Raw genomic sequence first — 19,801 nt, 5'->3', positions numbered from 1 at the left:
CTATTGCAGGCCCCGCACCGCCGGGGCGTGGGTCAGGTCGGGCGACGGCGCCATCACCGCGGCGGTGGCGAAGACCATCGAGGAGACGGCGAAAAACCCGGCGGCGGCCAGCACCGGCCACACCTTCTGGGGCGTCTCCTGATGGTGCAGATAGGCGCGCGCCCTGGCCATGGCCCTGGCGAAACGCTCGTCGGATTGGCGCGACTCGGATTCGGTCATGGCGGAAGTGTAGACGCCGGCCCTTGGCGCGAAAGAGCCGAGGCCCTATTACCCCCGGGGCAAGAGGTCGCGCCATGATCCTGGTTATCGATAACTACGACAGCTTCACCTACAACCTCGTTCACTATCTGAACGAGCTGGGCGCCGAGACCGAGGTCTGGCGCAACGACGCCCTGACCGTGCAACAAGCCCTGGCGCTGAAGCCCGAGGCCGTTCTGCTGTCACCCGGCCCCTGCACCCCCAACGAGGCCGGCATCTGCCTTCCCCTGCTGCGCGCCGCGCCCGAGGATTTGCCGATCCTGGGCGTGTGCCTGGGCCACCAGTCCATGGGTCAGGCCTATGGCGGCGAGGTGATCCGCGCCAAGAGCCTGATGCACGGCAAGACCAGCCCTATCCACCACGCCGACAAGGGCCTGTTCAAGGGCCTGCCGAACCCCTTCACCGCCACGCGCTACCACTCGCTGTCGATCAAGCGGGAGACGTTCCCGGCCGAGCTGGAGATCACCGCCTGGACCGACGACGGCGAGATCATGGGCCTGCAGCACAGGACCCGACCGGTGCACGGGGTGCAGTTCCACCCGGAATCCATCGCCACCGAAGGCGGCCATCAGCTGTTGTCGAACTTCCTCGACCTTGCCGGCGCCCGCCGCACGGCGATGGTCTGAAGGCGGCCGCATGATCGACAGCTTCAAGCCGCTCCTGGCCCTCCTGGCCGACGGCGGCACGCTTTCCGAGGAGAGCGCCGACGCCTTCTTCGCCGCGTGCCTGCGCGGCGAACCGACCCCGGCCCAGATCGGGGCTGCGGTCACCGCCATGCGCATGCGCGGCGAGACCGTGGGCGAAATCACCGCCTGCGCCAGGGCCATGCGCCGCTCGGCGGTGATGCTGGAACATCCCTACCAGGTGATCGACACCTGTGGCACCGGCGGCGACGGCCTGCACACCTACAACATCTCCACGGCCGCGGCCCTGATCGCCGCCGGGTGCGGGCTGAAGGTGGCCAAGCACGGCACCCGCGCCCTCTCCTCCCGCTCCGGCTCGTCGGACGTGCTGACGGCGATCGGAGTCAATATCGCCGCTGGGCTCGAGCAGCAGCGCCGGGCCCTGGACGAGGCCGGCATCTGCTTTCTGTTCGCCCCCGCCCACCACGGGGCCATGCGCCATGTGCTGCCGGTGCGGGCCGAGCTGGGTTTCCGCACCATCTTCAACCTCCTGGGGCCGCTGTCGAACCCGGCGGGCGCCCAGCGCCAGGTTCTAGGCGTGTATGATCTTCGCCTCGTCGATCCGCTGGCGCGCGTCCTGGGCGCCCTGGGCTCGGAGCGGGCCTGGGTGGTGCACGGCTCGGGCATGGACGAAATCACCACCACCGGCGAGACCAGCATCGCCGAGTGGCGCGACGGGCAGTTGCGTCATTTCACCGTAACGCCCGAGGCGGTCGGCCTGCAGCGCCGAGGTCTGGCCGAACTGCAGGGCGGCGATCCGGCCGAGAACGCCCAGGCGCTGCGCGACCTTTTGGCCGGCCAGAAGGGCGCCTATCGCGAGATCGCGGCCCTGGGCGCGGCGGCCGCCCTGGTGGTCTCGGAAAGGGCCGAGACCCTGCGCGAGGGGCTCGATATGGCCTCCGCCGCCATCGACGAGGGCAAGGCCCAGGCGGCGCTTGAGCGGCTGATCGAGGTGACCAACGCGGCATGAGCGACATCCTGGACCAGATCGCCGCCTACAAGCGCGTCGACGTCGCCGCCCGCAAGGCCGAGCGGCCCCAGGCCGGGGTCGAGATCCTGGCCGCCGAGGCCGATCCGCCGCGCGGCTTTCGCCGGGCGCTGGAAGCCGCCCACGCGCCCGGCCGGCTGGCCCTGATCGCCGAGATCAAGAAAGCCTCGCCGTCCAAGGGCTTGATCCGGGCCGATTTCGACCCCCTCAGCCTGGCCCGGGCCTATGCCGAAGGCGGGGCGGCCTGCCTGTCGGTGCTGACCGACGAGCCCAGCTTCCAGGGCGCCGACGCCTATCTGGTCGCCGCGCGCCAGGCCTGCACCCTGCCCGTCATCCGCAAGGACTTCCTGGTCGATCCCTGGCAAGTGGCCGAATCCCGCGCCCTGGGCGCCGACGCCATCCTGGTGATCCTTTCGATGGTCGATGACGCCCTGGCGGGCGAACTGATGGCCGAGGCGCGGCGGTTCGGCATGGACGCCCTGGTCGAGACCCATGACGAAGCCGAACTCGAACGCGCGGCTGCCCTCGGCGCGGACCTGATCGGCGTGAACAACCGGAACCTGCGGACCTTCGCCACCGATTTGTCTACGACGGAGCGCTTGGCCAGGATGGCGCCCAGCAACGCCTTGCTGGTTACGGAAAGCGGCATTTTTACACCGGCCGATGTCGCCAGACTAGAAGCAACCGGAGCGAGAGCTATGCTGGTGGGCGAAAGTCTGATGCGCCAATCCGACGTTGTCTTGGCCACGAAAACCTTGCTTTCCGGTAGCATTTAACGCGCTAAGTCTCGGCTATAACTCAATTTTTACATCCCCCGCAGCATTTTGCCTGTCCTTGGGAATTCCGCCTGGACTGGGTAGAAGCCTCGGCTCATTTTGACGGGGGATGCGGGGTCTATGGTCCCTGAAGCGACGCCGAAACATGTCGCTGACGCGCGCGCGATGGACCAGAAGCAACTCATGGCGAAGTATCGTCATGAGGCGGCGGAACATCGTCGCATCCTGTTCGGCCGCGGCTCGGGCATGGACCCGACCTGGCGCAACTTTCGTCAGTTCCTGGCCGATATGGGCCCCGCGCCGGACGCGGACCATCTGGTCACCCGCGTCACGCCCGGCGACCTGACCTACGCCCCCGGCAAGTGCGCCTGGATCCACCGCGACCGACAGCCGGCCCTGACGCAGGCGGCCAACGAGCCCGTGCCGGCCAAGACCTTCGGCCTCTGGGCCAGTGTGGGCGGCCAGCCGGTGGAATATGCCAGCCTCGCCAAGCGCCTGGGCGTGCCGTTCGAGGCCATGGCGGTGGCCCTGCGCAGCGGCCAATCGCCGGAAGAGCTGGTGCAGCAGGCCCACGTCGCCGAATCGCTGGTGAGCGGCTCGGCCGCCGACGCCAGCTGGCTGCCGCCCGAGCGTGAGCGGCGGGAGGCCTTCCTGACCGCCTATCGCATGTGGCACATGCAGGTTCATCCGCGCTACGCCGCAGCGGCCACGCCGGCCTTTCTCTACCTCTACAGCGCCCTTCCGGGGATGAAGAAGACCCGCGACGCCCTGATCTCGCTCGGCCTGTGGAACCCGCCGACCGAACAGGGCCGCCAGGCGCGCAGCGTGCACGACCTCTGGCGGCGCTATTGCGATTCGATGCTGAGGGTCGAAGGCGCGCGGGCCGAATTCTCCATCTACAAACAGTACTCCCTGACCGACGAACTCGACGAACTGTGGGCGCGCGTTCATCAGGCCGAGGAGCGATTCCGCGCCGGACCGCGGAGCTGAGGCGAATCTCTGCTAGAAATCTGGTGTGATTCCCCGCTGGCTGCGGCGCGCCAAGCTTGATCAGTGCTGTCAAGCCACTGAAATGCCAAAATTTTTCCAGCCCGCCAAACCAGCCCTCGCCGGTAACTTGACATTAACGAAGAACACCTAGAGAACATTCCTAGGGTTAGCGCTTTGTTCCTTAAGGATGGTTCTCACCATGCTCACGCGAAAGCAGCATGAACTGTTGATGTTCATCCATGAACGCATCAAGGAGACCGGAGTCTCTCCGTCCTTCGATGAGATGAAGGAGGCGCTGGATCTGGCGTCCAAGTCGGGCATCCACCGCCTGATCACCGCGCTGGAGGAACGAGGGTTCCTCAGGCGACTGGCGCACCGGGCGCGGGCGCTGGAGGTGGTCAAGCTGCCGCAGCAGGCCACGACCGCCGCTCCGCCGCAGGGTCGCCAAACCTTCAAGCCGCAGGTGGTGGAGGGCGACAGGGCTCCCGCCGCCCCGGCGCCGGACGCTCGGGAACTCTCGGTCCTCGGCCGCATCGCCGCCGGCACGCCGATCGACGCCATCCAGCACGAGCGCGACAAGCTGGTGGTGCCGGAATCCATGCTGGGCGCCGGCGAGCACTTTGTGCTCGAGGTCCAGGGCGACTCGATGATCAACGCCGGCATCTATGACGGCGACTATGTGGTGATCCGACGGGGCTCGACCGCCAATTCCGGCGAGATCGTCGTGGCCCTGGTCAAGGGCGAGGAAGCCACCCTGAAGCGCCTGCGCAAGAAGGGCGCCTCGATCGCGCTCGAAGCCGCCAACCCGGCCTACGAGACCCGCATCTTCGGCCCGGACCAGATCCAGGTGCAGGGCAAGCTGGTGGGCCTCATCCGCCGCTACCACTAAGGCCCGTCCAGGGCCTGGCTCCGCGCAGGGGCTGGGCCCAGACCAGGCGATAGCCCCCCGCCGCGTCGGCGAACACCTCTGCCGCTCCCCCGGCGGCGAAGTCGGCTTGGCGCAGCACCAGAACATGGCTGCAAGAGGCCGGCGCCTCCACATCGGCCCGCAGAACCAGGATATCCGCCGTACGGCACAGGGCGTCCAGCCGCTCCGGCTTCGGCTTGCGCACCGTCCACCAGGCGGCGATGGCCGGACGAACGCCGGGGTGCGGGGCGCAGGCCTGGCGGTCGCAGTCATAGGCCGTCGCCAGCGCCGCCTCGGGGCTGACCGGCAGGGTGAAGTTGCGCCGCTGGGCCCAGAGCTGGGTGGCGTAGCTGCGCTTGCCGGGTTTCAGCGCGATCTCTTCGCCGTGGGCGACGATGGCGGCGTCGGCGCCGTCAGACGCGATCCAGGCCACCGGCGGGGCGGGCCGCGGCCAGAAGGCGACGGCGAAGGCCAGGGGCAGGCCGACCCACCTCAGGCGCCCGCGCCAGAGGCACATGAAGACGATGCCGAGATAGGAGACCAGCAGCGCCGGGTCCGGCGCGCTCGGCCAGCCGCGGCCCGAACCCGGCAGGGTCGAGAACAGGTGCGCCAGCCAGACGATCGCCCTCGCCGCCCAGCCGGCGACGAACACCGGGCCATGCACCAGCGGCCCCGACAGCCCGAGGCTCTCGGCGGCGACCGACAGGGCCAGGGCCGGCATCATGGCCATGCTGGCGACGAAGTCGGCGCTGAGGTTGGCGAACAGGCCCCAGGTGGCGATGCGGTTGAAGTGCTGGATGGCGAAGGGGCTGGTGGCGGCGCCGGCGACGAAGCTGACCGTCAGCATGGCTGCGAGCCAGTCGCGCAGGGCCTGCGGCGCGGCCAGATACCAGGGCAGGCCTTTGGCCCGCTGCGGCCGCGGCCAGATCTCGGCCAGGGCCACCAGGGCGGCGGTGGCGCAGAACGACATCTCGAAGCCCGGCTGCACCACCACCTCGGGCTGCAGAACCAAGATCACCAGGGCGGCGATCGACAGCGAGTGCAGGCTGATGGCCCGCCGGCCGCAGAGGATGGCGATGAAGGCCACCGAGGCGGTGATGGCGGCCCGCCGCGCCGGCGGATGGGCGCCCGACAGGGCCAGATAGGCCAGCACGACCAGAAGCCCGCCGGCGGCGGCGACCTTCTTGCCCGAGACCCGCAGGGCCAGCCACGGCCAGGCGGCGACAGCCAAGCGCAGGGCGAAGAAGGCGAAGCCGCTGACGGCGGCCATGTGCAGGCCGGCAATGGCCAGCATGTGCGCCAGGCCCGAATAGCGCAGATCGTCGCGGCTCTCCGGATCCAGCCAGTCCTCGTGCCCCGTGGCCACGGTCACGGCCAGGCCCGCGGCCCCGCCATCGTCGTCGCCCAGCACCGCGTGCAGATCGTCGGCCAGGCGCTGGGCGATGCTCCAGCGGACCGCGTTCAACCCCATCACCACTCGCAGCCTCACGGGCGGCTCCGGTAAATCCACCAACTCCGGCGGCTTCATCGCCAGGCCCACCCCGCCCAGCCCCTCGAACCAGGCGTCGCGGGCGAAGTCGAAGGCGCCGGGCGCGGCCGGTCCCGGCGGCGGATCCAGCAGCGCCACCACCCGGATCGCCGACCCGGGGCCATAGGGCGCGCCCTGCGGCGAGACCAGGCGTACGCGCAGCGGCAACCGGCCCGGATCCATTCCGCCGATCGCCACCGGCGCGATCAGGAGCCTCTGACCCGTCTGGCTCGGCGTCGCGACATCGACCACGAAGCCTTCGATCGATGTCACCCCCAGCCCGGGCGGAACCACCTGCGCAGCGATCATGTCGCTGTGCAGCTTGGCGTCGGCCAACCCAGTCGCCGCCACCGCCAGCAGGCCGGCGAAAATCGCCGCCGCCCGGTTCGGAACCCAGCGCCGCACGGCGAAGGCCATCACGATCAACACCGCCGCCGCAACGGCCAGCGGCCACAGCGGCGGCTCCCGTTTCAGCCCCAGATAGACCGCCGCCCCGGCGCCGAACGCCACCGGCGTCCACAGGGCCGCGCGATCCGTCTGGGCCCGGACCTCCTCCGCCAGGCCGCGCCAGACATCACCGGCGCTAGGAAGGCGGCTCCAGGCCATGCTAAGACCCCGCGCCCACGCCCTGGCCGCCGCGCCGACGCCCGTCCGCGCGAGGCCGGGCCCACTCGCTGGAACCCCTATGTCCGCTTCGTCCTCCGACAGGCCCGTCGTCACCCGTATCGCCCCCTCCCCCACCGGGATGATGCATATTGGCACCGCCCGCACCGCGCTTTTCAACTGGCTATATGCACGCCACATGGGCGGCACGTTCCTGTTGAGGATCGAGGACACCGACCGCGAGCGCTCCACCGAGGCGGCGGTGCAGGTGATCTTCGACGGCCTCGACTGGCTGGGCCTGAAGCCGGACGCCCCGCCGGTGTTCCAGTTCGCCCGCGCCGACCGCCATCGCGAAGTGGTGATGGAGCTTCTGGCCCGCGGCGGCGCTTACCGCTGCTACATGACCGTGGAAGAAACCGAAGCCGCCCGCCAGGAGGCCCGCGCCGAGGGCCGCGCCATCCGCTCGCCCTGGCGCGACCGCGAGGAGCCGGGCAGCAACCAGCCGCACGTGATCCGCTTCAAGGCCCCGCTGGTGGGCGAGACCATCGTCCACGACCTGGTCAAGGGCGACGTGCGCTTCCAGAACAAGGAACTGGACGACCTCGTCCTGCTGCGCTCCGACGGCGCCCCGACCTACAATCTCGCCGTGGTGGTCGACGACCACGACATGGGCATCACCCACGTGATCCGCGGCGACGACCATCTCAGCAACGCTGCGCGCCAGTCGCTGATCTACGAAGCCATGGGCTGGGCCAAGCCGGCCTTCGCCCACCTGCCTCTGATCCACGGGCCGGACGGGGCCAAGCTGTCCAAGCGCCACGGCGCCCAGTCGGTGGTCGAGTTCGCCGAGATGGGCTACCTGCCCGAGGCCATGCGCAACTACCTGGCCCGGCTGGGCTGGGGCCACGGCGACGACGAGCTGTTCACCGACGCCCAGGCGATCGGCTGGTTCGATATCGTGGACGCGGTCTCTTCGCCCTCGCGCCTGGACTGGGCCAAGCTGAACTTCATCAACAACCATCACCTGCGCCTGGCCGATGTCGATCGCTTGGCGGGCCTGGTGCGCGAGGTGCACGAAGAGCGCGGCGTCCACATCGGCGCCGCGGCCCTCGAGGCCCTGATCCGCACCATCCCCCTGGTCCGCGACGGGGCCAAGACCATGGTGGAACTGGCCGATCTGACCCTGTTCGTGCTCAAACAGCGCCCGCTGGCGCTGGACGAAAAGACCGTCAAGCTTTTGACCGACGAGACCCGCGGCCGGTTGTCGCGGCTGCGCGACCATCTCGCCGGCCACGCGGACTGGACCGTTCCCGGCCTCGAAGCCGCCATCCGCGCCTTCGCCGAGGCCGAGGGCGTCGGCATTGGCAAGTTCGGCCAGGCCCTGCGCGGCGTCCTGTCCGGCGGGGCCGCGGCCCCTGACCTCGCCAGCAGCCTGACGGCGCTCACACGCGAGGAGAGCCTGGCCCGGATCGATGATGCTCTTTCGCAGTCGCAGCAGACGGTATAAGGCGTTTCGAACAGCCGTATGGCCGTTGGGGGCCCATTAGAGAAGAGGGTACTGGGGTTATGAATGACGCGACCGTTTCGCCCACCAAGGCGACCCTGACGCTCAACGGAAAAACCTACGATTTGCCGGTGCTTAAGGGCTCGACCGGCCCGGATGTGGTGGACGTACGCAAGCTCTATGGCGACGCCGACGTGTTCACCTTCGACCCCGGCTTCACCTCCACCGCCTCGTGCGAGAGCGCCATCACCTATATCGACGGCGACGCCGGCATTTTGCTGCACCGCGGCTATCCGATCGACGAGCTGGCGGAAAAGTCGACCTTCCTCGAGGTCTGCTACCTCCTGCTCAACGGCGAACTCCCCACGGCCGCCGAGTACGAGAAGTTCGAAACCACCATCACGCGGCACACCATGCTGCACGCCCAGTTCGACCGCTTCTTCTCGGGCTTCCGGTCGGACGCGCACCCGATGGCGATCATGACCGGCGCGGTCGGCGCCCTGTCGGCCTTCTATCACGACAGCATCAATGTCGATGATCCCAAGCAGCGCGAGATCTCGGCCCACCGGCTGATCGCCAAGATGCCGACCATCGCCGCCCGGGCGTTCAAATATTCGGTCGGGCAGCCGTTCGTCACCCCGCGCAACGAGCTCAGCTACGCCGAGAACTTCCTGCGCATGGCCTTCAGCGTGCCGGCCGAGGACTGGAAGCCGAACCCGGTGCTGACCCGGGCCATGGACCGGATCTTCATCCTGCACGCCGACCACGAGCAGAACGCCTCGACCTCGACCGTGCGCCTGGCCGGCTCGTCGGGCGCCAATCCGTTCGCCTGCATCGCCGCCGGCATCGCCTGCCTCTGGGGCCCCAGCCACGGCGGGGCCAACGAAGAGGCGCTGAACATGCTCAAGGAGATCGGCTCGGTCGACCGCATCCCCGAGTACGTCCAGGGCGTGAAGGACCGCAAGTACCGCCTGATGGGCTTCGGCCACCGCGTCTACAAGAACTACGACCCGCGCGCCAAGGTGATGCAGAAGACCTGCCACGAGGTCTTGGACGAGGTCGGCCACGGCGACGACCCGCTGCTGAAAGTCGCCATCGAGCTGGAAAAGATCGCCCTGAACGATCCCTTCTTCGTCGATCGCAAGCTCTATCCGAACATCGACTTCTATTCGGGCATCACCCTGCGCGCGATGGGCTTCCCGGCCGAGATGTTCACCGTGCTGTTCGCGCTCGCCCGCACCGTCGGCTGGATCAGCCAGTGGAAGGAGATGTTCGAAGATCCCTCCCGCAAGATCGGCCGCCCGCGCCAGCTCTACACCGGCCCGACCCAGCGCCCGTTCATCCCGATCGACAAGCGCGCCTGATCGGAGCCGCTCGAGCAGCGAGAATTGCGCCTCTCCATCTCACGATGGGGAGGCGTTTTCTTTTGCAGCACTAAAACCCTTCCGCCCTTGCGGGGGAAGGTGGCCCGCGCAGCGGGTCGGATGGGGGGGAACGCCACAGGACGGAGCCTGTCACAACGGCCCCCCGGTCCTATCGTCCCGCCCCACCCAATGCCATAACCACCCCATGCGCACCCACGCCGTCCGCCTAACGCCCGGAACCGACCTCCTGGCCGAGCTGCAGCGCTTCACTCACGCGCACGCCCTCCGCGCCGGCTGCATCCTCACCTGCGTCGGCAGCCTCTCCCACGCCCGCCTCAGAATGCCCGGCGCCATCGGCGAGCCCGAGACGTTCAAGACCTTCGCCGAGCCGATGGAGATCCTGTCCCTCAGCGGAACCCTGTGCCCGGACGGCCTGCACCTGCACATCACCCTCGCCCGCCATGACGGCGCCTGCATCGGCGGCCACCTGGTGGAAGGCTGCCTGATCCACACCACCGCCGAACTGGTGATCGGCGAGTTGACCGAGGTGGCGTTCACTAGGCCGGCAGACCCAGCCACGGGGTATGACGAGTTGAGCGTGGGGCCGCGGGCGGGCTGAATCGCCCAGCCTAGCCGAGCGAGCAGCCCCATGAACGGTAAGTTTGCGGCAGCGAGCCAGCGGGAAGAATCGACCCATGTCGGACTCAAGTTACGGCCAGGATAAAGGCACAGTTTTGCGAACTCTCCACAGACTATCGTGCCAGATTCCGATCCCCGCACCGACTAGCTGACAGCAGATCGCAGCCCAAAAAGCATCATATACCCACGTCTTGTGGAGCACATGTCCGATCTCTGCACCTCCCAAGAACGCGAGGCTAACAAGCGTAAAAAGTTGGGACAAGCTGGGGCGCTTCATCGGCAAATCATATGCTTCGACCACGTCCGCAGTTCACCCTCCTGAGCCTTTCGGTGGGTCTGCTTGTGCAAGGCCCACGACCCACCAGTGATCGCGCCGCCGCAACGTAGTACAGCGCCCCGCCATCAGCTGACCAAATCCCCAGCCCCTACCCGATGACCGGCTGCTGTTCCTTGCAGCACACCAGGGCGTCCGCGGCGATGCCGATGGCGTGGCCGCCGGCGGCGTTGACCTTGAGCTGGGCGGATCTGGCCGCGGACTCGGCGCTGGCGAAGTCCTGGCCCAGGACGATCTCGTAGCTGGGTTTCAGCCACCAGAAGATCCAATGCCAGAACGACCTGTGGCGGATCAGGACGTAGACGTCGTATTCCTTGCTGCCGGTGACCATCGGACCACCCCCGGTTCCGGCGCGACCTCGCCACGAGGCGCATCCCCGGAACGATGGCGCCAGGCTACCACAGTTGGGGGCGGGCCGCGCCGTCCGCCTATTTCAAGATCGCGATGATGTGCACGGGGTGCTTGCTGATATTCTTGACCGCGAACGGCTTTTCGCTGGCCGGGAAGATCCGGGCTTCGCCGGTCTTGAAGCGGACCACTTCCTTCTTGCCGTCGTCATAGTCGCGTTCGATCGAGCCGCCGACCACGACATAGATGGCCCGGGCGCCGCGCTTGACCGACGGGCTGGTGTCGCCCGGCTGGTAGATGATGTCCTGGACTTCCATGCCCTCGCCCTTGGCGAGACCCTTCTGCACCGGCTGCCCCGGGGTGGCCGCAGCGGGCGCGGCGGCCTTGTCCTGGGCGTGGGCCAGGATTGGGCTGGCCAGCAGTACGGCGGCCGCCAGCGGCGCGAACTGGAGTTTGATTTTCATAGGTCGTCCTCCCGTCTTGGCGGCGATCGCCGTCCAAGCCAGCCAGCCTACCATGCGGCCGCCGTGCGCCCTCCGCTCATTATTGATCGGCGATACGGTGACACGACACCCTGTCACCACACGACGGCCGCCCCTACCCCGCCCAGCCCCAGGCTCGGACCAGCCCGGCCATCGCGGCTTTCCAGGCCGGCGAGAAATAGAGCACCGAAACGAGCGCCTCGCCGCCCCACAGCACCCCGGCGCCGAGCATCACCGCGCGCATGACCCGTTTGTGCTTGATCAGGTCCCAGGCCAGCATGGCGATCAGGAGCAGCGCGGTGCCCCAGTAGTAGATCGCCCAGACCTGCAGCGGATTGGTGGGGGCCGCGCTGAAAACAAGGTTGGTGGCGATGCGCCCCGGGCCGACGTCGAACAGGGCCGCGGCCGCCAGGATCATCCAGCGGCTGTGATCGACGCGGTTCCGGCGCGTCAGGACCCCGGCGGTGGTGCAGACCGCAAAGGCGAAGATGTCCTGGAATTCCTCGCCCAGGAACTGGGGCGCATAGTCGGCGTGGCCGGCCTGCCGCGCCATGTCGACCATGGCGGCGACCGCCCCCATCGGAACCATCGCGGCCGCGACCGCGATCGTCCACCATCCCAGCCTGCGGTGCAGCCGGATATTGCCGGTCTCGGCGAAGAGGACCTGGGTCGAGACCAGGCCCAGCCAGGTCACGCTGAAGGCGCCGTGCAGGCCCAGGATGAACGGCGGCGCCGGCGCCTCGTGCAGGAACCGGGCGAAATCGGCCCCGAAGCCGAACAGCACCACGGCCCAGATGCTCAGGATCCAGACCAGCGTGATCTTGCGGTCGGCATGCGCCGGCAGAATGACAGTCGACATCGGTCCCCCCGGGCCGCCGCGAACTAGAGCGCGTTGGGCGAAAGTGTGAGCGGTTTCGCCCCAAAACGCGCTCTAACTTTTGAACTGGAGCCAGCTTAGGCAGGTTGTCGCGGGACGGTCCACAGCTTTCCCAGCCACCAGTACAGCCCCGCGGTGGTCATCCCGGCGAACGGAAACAGGGCGATCATGGGATCAGCCGCCCAGCGGACGAAGAACACCAGGAAGTTCTCAGTGGGCGGGCCAGAGTCGGGGCCGGAGCTCTTCCAGGCCATGGCCACCAGCGGCACGATGACCACAGCGCCCAGCACAAAGCCGAGCAGGCAGGCCCTCAGGCCAGTCATCCGCACCAGCCTGGAGAGCAGGAGCAGGCTGGGCAGAAAGAGAAACAGCGTAGCGCCATAGGCGACGACGCAGGCCGGGGCCATCAGCACAAGGAAGATCAGCAACGGGCCGCCTCTGGCGCCGTCGACATGGAAAACCGCCAGAATCGCAACGAAGATCGCCGACGTCAGCAGAGGCACCAGAAGAAGTGCGGGCCAACTGATCCTGGCGTCTTGCAGCGCCACGTCCCTATCCCCGCCTCGTCGCCCAGTGCAAATGCGTCTCCAGCCCTTGCGTGAAGCGGCCGCCGAACCGCTCGATCGCCTGGGCCAGGTCCGCCAGCAGCCGCTTTCGCTTCTCCGGCGCCAGCATCTGCACGTCGGAGAAAGTGGCCACCAGGCCGGGGAAGCTCTCCGCGTCGTGCTCCATGGCGTGGGCAAAGGCCGTGTGCTGCAGGGGGCCAAACATCCCCGAGGCCTCGAAGGTCTGCGCCAGCCAGCCGCCGGGCTTGTAGGCGGCGCCCGGGGCGTTCGAGGGCGCCCTGTCGAAGGCGGCCGAGAAGGCTGTGTCGAAGTCCGCGCGCAGCGGCTCGGGCACGGGCAGGTCGACATTGCCGAAGATGGCCAGCACCCCGCCGGGCGCCAAGAGGGACGCCGCCTTGGCGTAGCCGACCGCAGGATCGACCCAGTGCCAGGCCTGGGCGGCGCAGATCAGGTCGAAGCCGTCCGTATCGGGCGCCCAGGCTTCGAAGGTCCCCTGCACGAAGCGCACGTCTCCGCCCGCGCCGATGCGCGCCGCCGCCTGGGCCAGCATGTCCGGGCCCGGGTCCAGGGCGGTCACCTGCCAGCCGCCCGCCGCAAGGGCCTGGGTCGCCTTGCCGGTGCCGCAGCCCACCTCCAGCACCCGCCGCCCGGGCGCGACCGCCGCCAGGTCCTCGAACAGGGCGGCCGGATAGCCCGGCCGGCGCGCGTCGTAGTCGCCGGCGATGGCGTTGAAGGTGAACCTCTGCTCGACCACTCAATCCCCCTCGGCCAGCGGCAGGCCCGCCTCGCGCCAGGCCTTCATGCCCCCGTCCAGGGCCGAGGCGTGCATGAAGCCCAGGGTCCGCAGGGTCGACGCCGCCAGGGTGGAAATCCGGCCGAACTCGCAGCAGGTGACGATGCGCGCGGTCGGGTCCGGCAGGTCCTGGTTGACCCTCAGCTCCAGCTGGCCGCGCGGCAGGTGCTGGGCGCCCGGGATGTGCCCGGCCCGGAACGCCTCGCGCTCGCGCACGTCCAGCACGACAAAGCCCAGGTCGCCCTGCTCCACCCGGCGGGCCAGGTCGGTCATGGCGACGAACGGCACCGCCGCCGTGGCCTCCGCGAGAAGCTGAGCCACGGTCTTGCCGCCGCTCATATTGGTGCGCAGGGCCTCGGTCAGGTGGGTCGGGGCGCTGAGGTTGAGCTGGTTCATCATCTCGACGAACGCCGCCCGCTCGCGCTTCTGCAGCCGCGGATTGTCGGCGATTTCGGCCCCAATGGTCGAATGTGTGCGGCCCTTGTAGTCGTGGGCCGGATATACCAGCAGCGTCGGATCGAGCTTCAGCAGCCGCTCGAACAGGCTGTCATAGAGCTTGTTGGGGTCGCCGGTCGGCAGGTCGGTGCGACCGGTGCCGCCGATCAGCAGGGTGTCGCCGGTGAACACCCGATCCTCGCAGATCAGGGACATGGAATCGCGCGTGTGGCCAGGGGTGTGCAGGGCCTGGATCTTCAGGCCCCCGACCTGCAACAGCTCCCCGTCCTCCAGCCGCATGCGCACATAGGGAGCGGGGCTCAGGCGATGGCTGACCACCGGGATGTCCAGCCGCTCGGCCAGCTCGCGCGAGGCCGAGAAGTGGTCGGCGTGGGTGTGGCTGTCGATGGCGTAGCGTATGCGCAGGCCGTCCCGCGCCGCCAGGCCCAGATAGCGGTCGATCTGGGTCAGCTCCGGGTCGATCAGGGCCGCGATGCGCGTGCCCTCGCAGCCGATGAGATAGGACTGGCACCCGCCGGTCGCGACCTGTTCGAAGATCATGCCCGCCCCCAGGCTAATGGCAGCCGGCGCCGGAGCCGACCTCCGGGCGGCGCTGCGACCCATGTTATCCAAGCTCAGCGCTTCGCGCCACGCGAGTGTTCAGGCGCGGTGCGGCAACAGCCCCGCGACCACCTCGGCGGCGCGCTCGGACGGGTCCGGCCCGCCGCGCCCCATCCGCGCCAGGGCGGCGTTCTGGGCGGCGATCTGGCCCGCGCGGAAGGTGGGGTCGTCCAGACGCAGGGCCAGCGCCTTGGCCAGCTCAGGCCCGTTGCAGCGGCCCTGGATGAACTCCGGCGCCACGGGCTCGCCGGCGGCGATGTTGAGCAGGGTGATATAGGGCGTCCGGATCAGCCTCAGCGCGATGGCGTAGGTGATGTGGCCCAGCCGATAGCCCACCACCATCGGGCAGCCGGCCAGGGCCAGCTCGGTGGTCACCGTGCCGCTGCAGGCCAGGGCCACGGTCGCGGCCTTCATGGCGTCGTAGCGCGCCTCGTCGCCCTCCAGCACGTGCACGGGGAACGGCAGGGCCGCGGCGCGGGCGCGGACGGCCTCGGCGACGGTCGTGGCGGCGGGGATCACCACCTCCAGGCCGGGCCGCTGGGCCTTCAGCAGCCGTGCGGCCTCCTCGAACGGCGGCATCACCCGCTTGATCTCGGACGGGCGGCTGCCCGGCAGCATCAAGAGGACCTGGGCGTCCGGGGCCATGCCCAGGTTGCGGCGCAGGCGTTCGCCATCGGCGCCGGCGAAGTCCCGCGCCAGGGTCGGGTTGCCGACAAAGCTGGTCTTCAGCCCCTCGGCCTCGAAATAGGGCGCGTCGAAGGCGTGGATCGACATCAGGTGGTCGACCGTGGCCGCCAAGGTCCGCGCCCGCCCCGGCCGCGAGGCCCACACCTGGGGCCCGACATACTTCACCACCGGCAGGCCTGGCATGGCCTTCTTCAGCCGCTGGGCCACACGCAGGGTGAAGCCCCAGGAATCGATCAGGACGGCGATGTCCGGCTTATCCCGCATGGCCAGGGCGCAGGTCTCGTCGGCGCGCTTGACCACCCGCGGATAGGCCAGCAGGCCCTCCAATAGGCCGAGGATCGACAGGTCGCGGATGTCGAACGGGCTCTCGACCCCCTCGGCGGCCATCTTCTCCCCGCCGACGCCGACAAAGCGCACCTCGCCCAGCCGCGCCTTCAGCGCCCGGGCGAGGCCCGCGCCCAGGACGTCGCCGGACGCCTCGGCGGCGACCAGCATGATGCAGGGCGGGCGCGAACTCACCGGTCGGACTTGGGCGGCAGGCCGAATACGAAAAGGCCCAGCTCGTCCGCGGTCTGGATCACCGCGGGCCGGTCGACGACCAAGAGTGCGCCCGCCTCGCCGACTATGCCCGCCAGCCCGGCTCGTGCGGCCGCCACCACCGTGGCCGGGCCGATCGTCGGCAGGTCGATGCGCCGGTCCTGGATCGGCTTGGGCGCCTTGGCCAAGACGCCGGCGGGCGCGCCCGCGGCGCCGCGCAGGGCGGCCGGCAGCTGGGCGCAGCGGGCAAGCATGGCGTCGGTGCCCTCCTGCGCCTCAAGGGCCAGCACCACGCCCCGCGCGGCCACCGCCGCCTGTCCGATGTCGAGACCGCCGATGGCGCGGGCCGCGGTCATGGCCCGGTCGATGTCCAGCACATCGCCTTCCCGCGGGACCACGCGCCCCAGCGGGCCTTCGCCGAGCGTCAGGCCGGCCACCACCTGGTCGGCGCCCTCGACGACGAAGCCTTCCTTCTCAAACTCGCCGGCCAGGAAGCGCAGCAGGGCGTCGTCCCCATGCCGCGCCGCCGCGATCGCCCCCGGCAGGGCCGCCATGCCACGCAAGTCGGGCCTCAGGGTCGCAAAGTCGGGCCGCGGGACGTTGCCGGCGAAGCAGACCGCCTTGCAGCCCTGCCCCTTCAGCGCCTTGAAGGTGCGGCCCAGCTCGGCGACGCCGCTGTCATAGCCGTCCTCGCCCGCCAGGTCGGGATCGGCCATGCCCCTCAGGCGAACGACGAAGATCGGCCGGTCGGCGCCCTGGCAGGCCTTGATGATCTCACGCGGCAGGTCGCCGCCGCCGGCGATCAGGCCGAGCTTGGACATGGCTCAATCGTCCACGTGCGGCAGGCACAGGGGCCGGTTGGCGTCGGCGCGGATGAAGTCGATGATCTCCATCACCTGCTCCGAGCCGGCGAACACGCGCGCCACGTCGTCGATCCGCTCCTGCAGCGTGCCTTCGTCGGCGAACAGCAGGCGATAGGCGGCGCGCAGGTCGTTGATCACCTCGCGCGAGAACCCGCGGCGCTTCAGCCCCACCAGGTTCAGCCCTTCCAGGTGCGCGTGGTTGCCCCACACCGAGCCGTAGGGGATCACGTCCTTGGTCACCGCCGCCAGGCCGCCGATATAGGAGTGCGGTCCGACCCGGCTGAACTGGTGGATCGCCGCCAGGCCGCCGACGAACACGAACTTGTTGACGTGCACATGGCCGCCCAGGGTCGCGGCGTGGGCCAGCACCACGTTGTCGTCGACGATGCAGTCATGGGCCACGTGGCTCTGGCCCATGAACAGCCCGTCACTGCCCACCGTGGTGATCCCGCGCCCACCGGGCGTGCCGATGTGCATGGTGGCGTATTCGCGGATGATATTGCGGCTTCCGACCACCAGCTGGGTCGGCTCGCCCTTGTAGGCCAGGTGCTGGGGCGGCCCGCCCAGGCAGGCGAAGGCGTGGATCTCGCAGTCCTCGCCGATCTCGGTGTGCCCCTCGACCACCACGTGCTTCAAGAGGCGCGTGCGGGCGCCGATGCGGACGTTTTCGCCGACAATGCAGTACGGCCCGACCTCGGCATCTTCGGCGAGTTCGGCGCCGGCCGCGACGATCGCCGTCGCATGTATCTTGGCCATCAGGGGGTCTCCACAACCATAGCCGCGAACTCGGACTCGGCGGCGAGCTTGTCGCCGACCATGGCCCGGCCGCGGAACTTGAACACATTCCCCTTGTGCCGCACGACCTCGACGATCATGCGCAGCACCGCCCCCGGCCGCACCGGATAGCGGAAGCGGCAATTGTCCAGCGACATGAACAGGATGGTCTTGCCCTCGGTGTCCACGTCCAGAGACTTTGACATCAAGACCCCCCCGGTCTGGGCGATGGCCTCCAGGATCAGCACGCCCGGCATCACCGGGTTACCGGGAAAGTGGCCGGCGAAAAACGGCTCGTTGACGGTCACGCACTTGATCCCGACGATCGACTCGTTGGGCCGGTAGTCTTCCGCGCGATCGATCAGCAGGAAGGGATAGCGGTGCGGGATCCGGCGCAGGATCTCGGCGATGTCGATATCGGTCTGGGTCTCGGCCGGCGGCTGGTCATTCATGTTCGTTGCGTCCATCGCGGCTGCGTCCCTGGGCCAGCTTCGTCAGCGCGGCGACCTGACGGAACCATTGGCGGGCGGGCATGGCCGGGATACCGCCCCAGGCCTCACCGGCGGGAATGTCCCGCATCACCCCGCCCGAGGCCAGCACCGTGGCCCCCGCCCCGATGTTCACATGATCGGCGATTCCCGCCCGTCCCCCAAATCGGGCGCCGTCGCCGACCACGGTGCTGCCGGAAATCCCCGTATGGGCGGCGGCCAGGACGTTGCGGCCCAGGCGGCAGTTGTGGGCGATCTGCACCAGGTTATCGAGCTTGGTGTTCTCGCCGATCACCGTGTCGTCCCAGGCGCCGCGGTCGATGCAGCTGTTGACCCCGACGCTGACCCCGTCCTGCAGGATCACCCGGCCGAGCTGGGGAATGTCCACCGCCCCTTCGCGGCCGCCGGCGACGCCGAAGCCGGCCTCGCCGATCCGAGCGCCGGCCAGCAGGCGCACCCGATCGCCGATCAGGGCGAAACCGACCGTGACATTGGCCCCGATCTCACAATCGCGGCCGATCGTGACGCCGACGCCGATCACGCTGTTGGCGCCGATCCGGGTCCCGCGGCCGATATGGGCTTCGGGCCCGACGACCGCGCCGGGGGCCAGCAGAACCCCCTCCTCCAGCACCGCGCTCGGGTGCACGAAGCTGTCGCAGGGCGGAATCAGGCGGGCGCGGTGCAGGGCGTTGCAGGCCCGCACATAGGCGATCTGCGGTTCCGGGGTGACCAGGGCCACGCAGGCCTTGGGCAGGCGCTCGGCGTGCGCCGGGGCGACAAAGCAGGCGCCAGCGCGCGTAGCCCCAAGGGCCTCGGCGTAGCGGCGGTCAGCGAAGAAGGCGACCTCCTGCGATCCGGCGCGGTCCAGCGGCGCCACGCCCTCTATAGAGAGACCGGCCGCAGCCTCAGGGCATTCGGCGCCGACCGCCTTGGCGAGGTCGCCCAGCGCCAAAGGGCCGAGGGGTTCGAAGAAACGGAAATCCGGCATGGTTTGGCCCTCAATCTACGCCCGATCACGCGCCGGACGCGGCGGTGTTGGCAAGAGGCCATGGCGGCGCCAACAGTGGGAAAGCGGCGCCGAACGGACGGACCCGGCCTGAAAGACCGGGCCCGATCCGGACTTAGCGGGCCGGCGCCGCCTGGTTCTGCTCCAGGTGCTCGCGGTCGAACTGGAACTGGGTGATCTTGGCGTCCAGGCCCTGGATGACCGACTGGGTCAGGTCCATGGACGGGCTCGCGGCCATCACCGCGCCGGAATTGAACAGGATCGTGCAGTTGTGCGCGACGAAGGCTTGGCGGATGACCGGCATGGCCTCCTGCTCTTCCCGGCCGAGCGCCTTCTTCTGCGTCTCGTTGATTTCGGCTTCGCGCTGCTGAGCCTTCCGCTGCAGGGCGTTGTAGCGCAGGTTGATGGCGGCGCCTTGCTGCTCGAACTGGTCAGGCGGCAGAGTCGCTTTCTTGCCCTGCAGCGCGTTGGCGTCGGCCTGGAGGGTCTGCGCCTCGGCGTTCAGCTCGGTGTCGGACTGCGACTTCAGCTGATTCAGGCGCTGGACGACAAACTTGCCGACCGCGGATTCGAGAAGATAGCGCTCGTTGCTGAGCACGCACGCGCCGGGGATCGCAGGTCCGAACTGCAGGGCCGGCGCAGCCGCAGGCGCGGCGGCTGGAGCCGGTGCGGCGGCCTTTTTGGCGGCCTGGGCCGAGGCCTGGCCGGCCAGGGCGATTGTGCTCACGCACGCCAGCATAAGGGCGAGCT

General features: G+C 69.1%; 22 protein-coding genes. 8 read left to right on the top strand and 14 right to left on the bottom strand.

Features of this window, described 5'->3' with window-relative positions:
* Positions 1–219 carry a hypothetical protein gene (locus KCG34_RS01195; RefSeq protein WP_211938590.1) on the bottom strand — a complete coding sequence of 73 codons (219 nt, stop codon included), beginning with the start codon at positions 217–219 and terminating at the stop codon, positions 1–3.
* Positions 220–293: 74 nt separating this feature from the next.
* Between KCG34_RS01195 and KCG34_RS01190 the strand changes: the two genes are divergently transcribed.
* From KCG34_RS01190 to lexA, 5 genes are all read left to right on the top strand, one after another.
* Positions 294–884 carry an anthranilate synthase component II gene (locus tag KCG34_RS01190; protein WP_211938589.1) on the top strand — a complete coding sequence of 197 codons (591 nt, stop codon included), beginning with the start codon at positions 294–296 and terminating at the stop codon, positions 882–884.
* A gap of 10 nt (positions 885–894) precedes the next feature.
* A complete protein-coding gene (gene trpD, locus KCG34_RS01185; protein ID WP_211938588.1) occupies positions 895–1,911 on the top strand; it encodes an anthranilate phosphoribosyltransferase in 1,017 nt (338 codons plus the stop codon).
* Positions 1,908–2,705 (top strand): indole-3-glycerol phosphate synthase TrpC, encoded by a 798-nt coding sequence (gene trpC, locus KCG34_RS01180; RefSeq protein ID WP_211938587.1) that lies wholly within the window; start codon positions 1,908–1,910, stop codon positions 2,703–2,705. Before trpD ends, trpC begins: the two co-directional genes overlap by 4 nt.
* 183 nt (positions 2,706–2,888) lie before the next feature.
* Positions 2,889–3,695, top strand: a complete 807-nt coding sequence (locus KCG34_RS01175; RefSeq protein ID WP_211938586.1) for a hypothetical protein — start codon at positions 2,889–2,891, stop codon at positions 3,693–3,695.
* A gap of 199 nt (positions 3,696–3,894) precedes the next feature.
* Positions 3,895–4,584, top strand: coding sequence for a transcriptional repressor LexA (gene lexA, locus KCG34_RS01170; protein WP_211938585.1), 690 nt, complete (start codon positions 3,895–3,897; stop codon positions 4,582–4,584).
* On the opposite strand, the gene KCG34_RS01165 is transcribed toward lexA, so the two are convergent.
* Positions 4,565–6,736, bottom strand: coding sequence for a ComEC/Rec2 family competence protein (locus KCG34_RS01165; RefSeq protein WP_211938584.1), 2,172 nt, complete (start codon positions 6,734–6,736; stop codon positions 4,565–4,567). The two genes, lexA and KCG34_RS01165, sit on opposite strands and share 20 nt — an antisense overlap.
* A 79-nt stretch (positions 6,737–6,815) precedes the next feature.
* On the opposite strand from KCG34_RS01165, the gene gltX reads away from it, so the two are divergent.
* From gltX to KCG34_RS01150, 3 genes are all read left to right on the top strand, one after another.
* The gene (gltX, locus tag KCG34_RS01160) at positions 6,816–8,240 is read left to right on the top strand and encodes a glutamate--tRNA ligase (RefSeq protein WP_211938583.1); all 1,425 of its coding nucleotides are present in this window, start codon (positions 6,816–6,818) and stop codon (positions 8,238–8,240) included.
* A gap of 59 nt (positions 8,241–8,299) precedes the next feature.
* A complete protein-coding gene (gltA, locus tag KCG34_RS01155) occupies positions 8,300–9,601 on the top strand; it encodes a citrate synthase (RefSeq protein ID WP_211938582.1) in 1,302 nt (433 codons plus the stop codon).
* Positions 9,602–9,806: 205 nt separating this feature from the next.
* Positions 9,807–10,220 (top strand): PPC domain-containing DNA-binding protein, encoded by a 414-nt coding sequence (locus KCG34_RS01150; protein ID WP_211938581.1) that lies wholly within the window; start codon positions 9,807–9,809, stop codon positions 10,218–10,220.
* A gap of 445 nt (positions 10,221–10,665) precedes the next feature.
* Here KCG34_RS01150 and KCG34_RS01145 read toward each other — a convergent pair whose 3' ends face one another.
* The 12 genes from KCG34_RS01145 to KCG34_RS01090 form a co-directional block, all read right to left on the bottom strand.
* Positions 10,666–10,905 carry a hypothetical protein gene (locus KCG34_RS01145; RefSeq protein WP_211938580.1) on the bottom strand — a complete coding sequence of 80 codons (240 nt, stop codon included), beginning with the start codon at positions 10,903–10,905 and terminating at the stop codon, positions 10,666–10,668.
* Between the two features lie 97 nt (positions 10,906–11,002).
* Positions 11,003–11,386: a hypothetical protein gene (locus KCG34_RS01140; RefSeq protein WP_211938579.1), complete on the bottom strand. Its 384-nt coding sequence runs from the start codon at positions 11,384–11,386 to the stop codon at positions 11,003–11,005.
* A gap of 133 nt (positions 11,387–11,519) precedes the next feature.
* The gene (locus KCG34_RS01135) at positions 11,520–12,263 is read right to left on the bottom strand and encodes a hypothetical protein (protein WP_211938578.1); all 744 of its coding nucleotides are present in this window, start codon (positions 12,261–12,263) and stop codon (positions 11,520–11,522) included.
* A gap of 95 nt (positions 12,264–12,358) precedes the next feature.
* The gene (locus tag KCG34_RS01130) at positions 12,359–12,829 is read right to left on the bottom strand and encodes a hypothetical protein (protein WP_211938577.1); all 471 of its coding nucleotides are present in this window, start codon (positions 12,827–12,829) and stop codon (positions 12,359–12,361) included.
* Positions 12,830–12,833: 4 nt separating this feature from the next.
* Positions 12,834–13,601, bottom strand: a complete 768-nt coding sequence (locus KCG34_RS01125; RefSeq protein ID WP_211938576.1) for a class I SAM-dependent methyltransferase — start codon at positions 13,599–13,601, stop codon at positions 12,834–12,836.
* Positions 13,602–14,636, bottom strand: coding sequence for an MBL fold metallo-hydrolase (locus tag KCG34_RS01120; protein WP_211938575.1), 1,035 nt, complete (start codon positions 14,634–14,636; stop codon positions 13,602–13,604).
* Positions 14,637–14,735: 99 nt separating this feature from the next.
* Complete coding sequence (gene lpxB / locus KCG34_RS01115) at positions 14,736–15,878, bottom strand: lipid-A-disaccharide synthase (RefSeq protein ID WP_211940676.1); 1,143 nt, start codon at positions 15,876–15,878, stop codon at positions 14,736–14,738.
* A 20-nt stretch (positions 15,879–15,898) separates the two neighbouring features.
* On the bottom strand, positions 15,899–16,741 hold the full coding sequence (lpxI, locus tag KCG34_RS01110) for a UDP-2,3-diacylglucosamine diphosphatase (RefSeq protein WP_211938574.1): 843 nt from the start codon (positions 16,739–16,741) through the stop codon (positions 15,899–15,901).
* Positions 16,742–16,744: 3 nt separating this feature from the next.
* Positions 16,745–17,539, bottom strand: a complete 795-nt coding sequence (gene lpxA / locus KCG34_RS01105) for an acyl-ACP--UDP-N-acetylglucosamine O-acyltransferase (RefSeq protein WP_211938573.1) — start codon at positions 17,537–17,539, stop codon at positions 16,745–16,747.
* Complete coding sequence (gene fabZ / locus KCG34_RS01100; protein WP_211938572.1) at positions 17,539–18,009, bottom strand: 3-hydroxyacyl-ACP dehydratase FabZ; 471 nt, start codon at positions 18,007–18,009, stop codon at positions 17,539–17,541. Before fabZ ends, lpxA begins: the two co-directional genes overlap by 1 nt.
* Positions 18,002–19,033 (bottom strand): UDP-3-O-(3-hydroxymyristoyl)glucosamine N-acyltransferase, encoded by a 1,032-nt coding sequence (gene lpxD, locus KCG34_RS01095; protein WP_211938571.1) that lies wholly within the window; start codon positions 19,031–19,033, stop codon positions 18,002–18,004. Before lpxD ends, fabZ begins: the two co-directional genes overlap by 8 nt.
* Positions 19,034–19,166: 133 nt before the next feature.
* Positions 19,167–19,778 carry an OmpH/Skp family outer membrane protein gene (locus KCG34_RS01090; RefSeq protein WP_211938570.1) on the bottom strand — a complete coding sequence of 204 codons (612 nt, stop codon included), beginning with the start codon at positions 19,776–19,778 and terminating at the stop codon, positions 19,167–19,169.
* Positions 19,779–19,801: the final 23 nt, after the last annotated feature.

The organism is Phenylobacterium montanum, from assembly GCF_018135625.1.
Taxonomy (GTDB): domain Bacteria; phylum Pseudomonadota; class Alphaproteobacteria; order Caulobacterales; family Caulobacteraceae; genus Poindextera; species Poindextera montana.
The sequence above is the reverse complement of the archived record's forward strand: the minus strand, read 5'-3'. Positions and strand labels throughout refer to the sequence as shown.